6 protein-coding genes are annotated in these 6429 nt (G+C 46.6%); 3 read left to right on the top strand and 3 right to left on the bottom strand.

The window, feature by feature from the left end:
• A partial coding sequence (locus BHV72_RS06440; RefSeq protein ID WP_286855293.1) for a glycoside hydrolase family 97 N-terminal domain-containing protein occupies positions 1-410 on the bottom strand: 410 nt, incomplete at its 3' end.
• 218 nt (positions 411-628) lie between these two features.
• Complete coding sequence (locus tag BHV72_RS06435; RefSeq protein WP_022402053.1) at positions 629-1114, bottom strand: HU family DNA-binding protein; 486 nt, start codon at positions 1112-1114, stop codon at positions 629-631.
• Positions 1115-1839: 725 nt separating this feature from the next.
• Between BHV72_RS06435 and crcB the strand changes: the two genes are divergently transcribed.
• The 3 genes from crcB (at position 1840) to eno (ending at position 4254) form a co-directional block, all read left to right on the top strand.
• Complete coding sequence (gene crcB, locus BHV72_RS06430; RefSeq protein WP_005826820.1) at positions 1840-2217, top strand: fluoride efflux transporter CrcB; 378 nt, start codon at positions 1840-1842, stop codon at positions 2215-2217.
• A 13-nt stretch (positions 2218-2230) separates the two neighbouring features.
• Entirely contained in the window at positions 2231-2899 is a 669-nt protein-coding gene (locus BHV72_RS06425) for a pentapeptide repeat-containing protein (protein WP_016273353.1), read from the top strand.
• A gap of 65 nt (positions 2900-2964) precedes the next feature.
• On the top strand, positions 2965-4254 hold the full coding sequence (gene eno / locus BHV72_RS06420; RefSeq protein WP_022402052.1) for a phosphopyruvate hydratase: 1290 nt from the start codon (positions 2965-2967) through the stop codon (positions 4252-4254).
• Positions 4255-4350: 96 nt separating this feature from the next.
• Here the strand turns inward: eno and bglX are convergent.
• Positions 4351-6429 (bottom strand): beta-glucosidase BglX (gene bglX, locus BHV72_RS06415; RefSeq protein ID WP_286855266.1); only part of this gene is annotated, 2079 nt, incomplete at its 5' end.

Here is a 6429-nt window from a genome sequence, read left to right as displayed (position 1 = left end):
CGGAAGCCCATACCATCGTCGAACAAACGGAAGCGGATAATGATGTTCCTATCCTGCGCCTTTTGGTTGAGCGTCACAGCCAGCTCATTATAGTGGTTACGGATTTGCTTTACTTCACCCCATACCGGTTCCCAAGTCTCGTCGAAAGTGGAAGTCTTTGCATCCTCCATCGTGAAGCCATTCATCAGACCGGGGTCGTTCTTCAGTTCGAGTCCTAATTTGGAAGGGTTAATCACCGGCTTTCCTTTGTAAGAAAGTTCGTAAACGGGTTCGCCTTGCGCATTTACCGAAAAATTCAATTGAAGTTGTCCGTTGGGAGAGGTAATACTCTCTGCCATTGCTACGCCGCTCACCAACAAAACGAGCAGGAAGCAGGCTAATTTTGTACAGATTGCTTTCATGTTTCTCATGCTATATTTATAAAATTATGTTCCAGATGCAAATATAGGCAGGAAAGAAATACACTCTGACGCAATTAAACTAAAATGATAGATGATTTGTCGGCAAACGTTTGCATGAAAACCAACTTCCCTTGAACAATATCCTGCCTACAAACAAAATAGAAGGAGAAGTATCGCTACGAAAACTTCGCCCTCCATATTTTTACAACTTTAATCGTGCACTGGAATTATCCCAAAGGATTTTCACCTTGGTCCCCGTCATTGCCTCCCGAAGGATTGGAGTTATCCCCTCCACCATTGCTACTTCCATCCGTATAGTCCGTATCGGGAACCACCATCTTGGTGACGCTCATATTGCCCAACATTTGACTAAAAGCTTTCCCCGGAAAAAACAGAATACGTTTACGGACAATGTTACTGGCCGAAACGCCAGCCTCCGTATCAGCACTCTTCCCTACAAAAGAAGGGCGGAACAATCCGAAATCACCTAAACGAACAGTCTTTCCATCGTCTATTTCTTCCGACATGATGTCCACCAGTCCTGTAGCCACTAAGTCCACCGTCTTTCTGTGAATACCAAGAATACGGCTCACTTTGGCACACAACTTATCAAAATCCAATTCACCCGCTCCTACGGATTTAGCTACATACTTTACATTTTTGTCCTTGTCAAAACCAAAGATTCTCTTTGCCACTACATACTGAAGTCCCATAATTTTTAATGTTTTAGAAAGTTAATATAATAATGTAATAAATAGGCCGAAGCCTTTTCCTCTCTTTCAAGAAGTGGAGATCCATCGTGAGGCCTCAACGATAAACTTTCATTCTCTTGAATTCGATGTTGCAAAGTTAGGGTGTGAATGACGGGAATACAAGGAAATGACATCTACAACCAATTTCGTTAAAACTCTAAAAAACAACAAATTAAGAACAACCCTTCTCTACAAGTGAAGAAAGAAAGGCAGGAAGAGAATGAGAAGGAATGGATACAATCTCTACAGCCAATGAAAATAAATCGCTGATTATCAAGACAAGGTTCTAGAGAGGTCTCTACAATATGGCATTTGAACGGTTAAGACCTCAATTTCAAGAGTGGCTCAAGTTTCACAAGTTATTACCGTATCCAAAAATACAGACAAACCAGTCATCCTTCCAAAGCCCCTTCTACTCGTTTACTAAAATCTCCCGGACATTTTACTAAATCTCCGGCAACGATTTACTAAATCTTCCTCCAAGATTTAGTAAATCGCTTCTGCCCCATCACGAACTATCCGGAACCAAGATTGGCAATCACTCATATCAAATATCAAAATTATATACATCCCACCAATAACTACTTCCCCCAGTACAGAATCGCTTTATGAAATTTCGGGCTATGATTTACTGAAATTCCTTTGTCTTCACTACCTTTGCAGCCAAAACCAACCCCAGAAAACCTATGACTAGATTACTGATAGCTATATTCCTTGGCGGCGGTACCGGCAGCGTACTGCGCTACTGCGTGCAGATGATGCTCCACGAGCGCATAGTCCCCTACTCTTTCCCATGGGCTACATTCACAGTCAATATCCTCGGAAGTTTCCTCATCGGGCTATTCTATACCTTATCCGCCCGTTTCAACCTTTCTACTGAGGTACGGCTGTTGCTGACTACCGGTCTGTGCGGAGGATTCACCACCTTCTCCACTTTCAGCAATGACGGACTGATTCTGATAAAGCAAGAATTCTACGGAATGTTTGCCTTATATACCTTATTAAGTATCACATTAGGAGTCCTGGCAGCCTTCGCCGGCGGCGCCTTCGGACGCTGTATATAACCCAAACACCCCTATGAAACCCAGCAAGCCTTTTGTCATGCCTCCCGTACGCATCATCCCTCCTACCTTAGAGGGACAAAGTGAAAGTTCCAAATCATTGGAAGAATGGCTGAATACGGAAGAAACTGTCAGAGACCTTCACTTCGGTAAACGGACAGAGGAACACATGGAGTATTCCTACAAAAGCATCACCAACTGTACTTTCAGTCATATCCAATTCAGCGCCTGCAAACTGAAATCCTGCCATTTCACTGATGTACGTTTTGAACATTGCGACCTTTCCAACATCTCATTTGCCGAAAGTTCTCTGTTCAGAGTGGAATTCATATCCTGCAAACTGGTGGGAACCAATCTGCCGGAAACAATATTGAACCATCTGACAATGAAGGACTGCAATGCCAGATACCTCAATCTTTCCATGAGTAAAATCAATCAAGCCCGCTTCACCTCTTGTGACTTGCGCAACAGCGACGTCAACGACTGCAAACTTGCCTCCATCGCCTTTGAAAACTGTGAGCTGGTAGAATCCGAGTTTTCACACACCCCTCTAAGAGGAATCGACTTGAGCGACTCGCACATAGGAGGTATACGCCTCAACCTGCCCGACATACGGGGAGCCATCGTCAATACTTCCCAAGCCATGGAGTTGACTGCTCTTTTAGGCATTACAATAAAGGATTAAAAACGAAAAACAATTCCTTGTTTTCATTTGTTAGTAAGATAGTTTATAATTAAAATTGACTGAATATGAAAATAGAGAAGATTATCGGACGTGAAATCCTCGATTCAAGAGGTAACCCAACTGTAGAAGTAGACGTAACCTTGGAATCCGGCTTCATAGGCCGTGCATCTGTCCCGTCAGGAGCATCCACGGGAGAACACGAAGCATTGGAACTGCGTGACGGTGACAAAAAACGTTACGGAGGCAAAGGTGTCCTGAAAGCCGTGGACAATATCAATAATATCATTGCTCCCAAGCTCATCGGTATGTCCGCCCTCGACCAGATGGGTATCGACCATGCCATGCTTGCACTGGACGGAACCAAAACGAAAGCCAATCTGGGTGCCAATGCCATCCTCGGCGTATCTCTTGCTGTAGCCAAGGCTGCCGCCGCTTACCTTGACATCCCACTCTACCGATATATCGGTGGTACAAATACCTATGTGATGCCTGTACCGATGATGAACATCATCAACGGCGGTTCGCATAGTGACGCTCCCATTGCTTTCCAGGAATTCATGATACGCCCCGTAGGTGCCACTTCCTTCCGCGAAGGTTTGCGTATGGGTGCCGAAGTGTTCCACGCACTGAAGAAAGTCCTGAAAGACCGTGGCCTCAGCACAGCAGTAGGCGATGAAGGAGGTTTTGCTCCTAATCTGGAGGGTACAGAAGATGCCTTGAACTCCATCATTGCCGCCATCAAGGCTGCCGGATACGAACCGGGCAAAGATGTAATGATTGCCATGGACTGCGCTTCTTCCGAGTTCTACCATGATGGCATCTACGATTATACCAAATTCGAAGGTGAAAAAGGCAAGAAACGTACTGCCGACGAACAGATTGACTATCTGGAAGAGTTAATCAACAAGTATCCCATCGACTCTATCGAAGACGGCATGAGCGAGAACGACTGGGACGGCTGGAAAAAACTGACCGACCGTATCGGCAACCGTTGCCAGTTGGTAGGAGACGATTTGTTCGTCACCAATGTGGACTTCCTTGCAATGGGCATCGAAAAAGGCTGTGCCAACTCCATATTGATTAAAGTAAACCAGATAGGTTCGCTGACCGAAACACTGAATGCCATCGAAATGGCACACCGCCACGGATATACTACCGTAACTTCCCATCGTTCCGGTGAAACGGAAGATGCGACTATCGCAGACATAGCCGTAGCTACCAACAGCGGACAAATCAAGACCGGTTCGCTGAGCCGCTCAGACCGTATGGCAAAGTACAACCAACTGCTTCGCATCGAAGAAGAACTGGGAAGCAATGCGGTGTATGGATATAAGAAAGTTATAAGTAATAAGTGATGAGTTATTTGCCGGAAGGCGGGGCTTATAAAGAAGAAAGCAGAAGGGGCGAACCGTCACGGTCCGCCCCTTCTCTTTTTAACCTTAAATCAACAATCAATCTACTACCTTAAAGAAAACTTCTTCTCCACTTTGGCTATCCGGTGCCACCCAAAGAGCAAAGTCTCCGGCTTCCACCGTCTTCACCATATCTATATTCCAGAAAGCAAGTTCACTTATCGGAAGTTCAAACGATACATTTTTCTTCTCACCCGGCTTCAATGTGACGCGAGCAAAGCGTTTCAGCTCTTTCACCGGACGGGTCACCGAAGCAAACTTGTCCTGCACGTAAAGCTGGGCTACCTCGGTACCTTCATACTTTCCGGTATTCTCAAGATCGAAAGTCACAGTCAGCACATCTTCCTTCTTCAGATTGGCAGACGAGAGTTTCACATTATCATATTTGAACGTCGTATACGACAGACCGTAGCCAAACGGATACAGCGGATCGAAACCTGCATCCATATAGAAAGAAGTACATCCCAACGAAGTCTGCCCCGCTTCCAACGGAATGTCATTCAGCAAAACCTCATTCCGCGTAGCCGGACGTCCGGAACTGTTATGAGCATAATAAACCGGTATCTGTCCTACCATCTTCGGGAAAGTCACCGGAGTCTTGCCACTTGGCACAGCCTTACCCCACAGCAAGTCGACCAATGCCGGTCCTCCCATGGTTCCGGGATGGAACGAATAAAGTACAGCTGACGAGAGTTCGACTTCCTTTCCTATGGTCAACGGACGCCCTGCCATTACGACAGTAACCACCGGTTTTCCTGTTTTCGCCAAAGCGGCAATCAGTTCGCTTTGCGCACCTTGCAGGTTCAGGTCGGCCAGGCAATGCGCCTCTCCTGAAAGAATAGCCTCTTCGCCTACAAACGCCAAAATAACATCAGCACGTGCAGCGGCAGCAGCGGCTTTGGCAACACCTGCCATATTCTTGTCACGGCTATAAGTCAGACCCGGCTCGTATATCACCTGCACTTTGTCCCCCACCAGTTCCTTGATAGCCTTCAACGGTGTCACGGTTTTTGTCTTGTCACCATCAAATATCCAGGTACCCAATTGGTCATAAGGTGCATTTGCCATCGGACCTACCACAGCAACCGCCTTTACCGAAGATTGCAAAGGCAATGTCTCCTTTTCGTTCTTCAACAAGATGGCCGATTCCACAGCAGCTTGCTTGGCAGCCTCCAGATGAGAAGGAGCATAAAGTTCCTCTATCCGTTTCTCATCCACATAAGGATTATCAAACAGTCCCAACCGGAATTTGATACGCAGAATATTCCGCACGGCATCGTCTATAGCAGACTTCTTGACCTTACCTTCTTTTATCAATTCCGGCAATTCCTTGACAAACGTATAGCTGACCATCTCCATATCCACACCAGCATTCACCGCCTTCATTGCTGCCTCTTTAGAATCGGCAGCAAAGCCATGTGCCATCATTTCGGCTACCGAAGCCCAGTCTGACACTACTATTCCATCAAATCCCCATTCACCACGAAGCACATCTTTCAAAATAAAAGTGTTTCCGGTAGACGGTGCTCCGTCATTGTCATTAAACGAAGTCATGAAAGTGGCTGCCCCTGCCTTGGCCACAGCTTCAAAAGGAGGAAGGTATACATCCCTCAAACGACGCTCCGGAATGAAAGTGGAATTATAATCACGCCCGCCCTCGGCAGCACCATAACCTACAAAATGTTTAGGACATGCGGCTATGGAAGTCGGACTGTTCAGCGAATCTCCCTGGAAACCTTCGACCATAGCAACACCCATCACTGAAGTCAAATAAGTATCTTCGCCACATCCTTCGGCCATACGCCCCCAACGGGGATCGCGAGCCACATCTATCATCGGCGCAAATGTCCAGCGGATACCCACGGCAGAAGCCTCCACAGCCGCTACCCGTGCACCATCCTTAGCCACCTGCGGGTTGAAAGATGCCGCTTGTCCCAAGGGAATAGGGAATATGGTCTTGAAACCATGGATTACATCACGCGCCATCAGCAAGGGGATGCCCAAGCGGGACTCCTCCATTGCCACACGCTGCAAGGCATTGACACGCACCGGATCTACTTCATTCAGGATAGACCCGACTTCACCTTTCTTTATCAATCCGCTCATATCCTCTATGTT

The organism is Bacteroides sp. 43_46, from assembly GCF_001915455.1.
In the GTDB taxonomy this organism is placed as follows: domain Bacteria; phylum Bacteroidota; class Bacteroidia; order Bacteroidales; family Bacteroidaceae; genus Bacteroides; species Bacteroides caccae.
The sequence above is the reverse complement of the archived record's forward strand: the minus strand, read 5'-3'. Positions and strand labels throughout refer to the sequence as shown.

Bases quoted from the DNA above. Each gene is read 5' to 3' on its own strand.
- BHV72_RS06435 (WP_022402053.1), bottom strand. From the start codon at position 1,114: ATGGGACTTCAGTATGTAGTGGCAAAGAGAATCTTTGGTTTTGACAAG.
- BHV72_RS06425 (WP_016273353.1), top strand. From the start codon at position 2,231: ATGAAACCCAGCAAGCCTTTTGTCATGCCTCCCGTACGCATCATCCCT.
- crcB (WP_005826820.1), top strand. From the start codon at position 1,840: ATGACTAGATTACTGATAGCTATATTCCTTGGCGGCGGTACCGGCAGC.
- eno (WP_022402052.1), top strand. From the start codon at position 2,965: ATGAAAATAGAGAAGATTATCGGACGTGAAATCCTCGATTCAAGAGGT.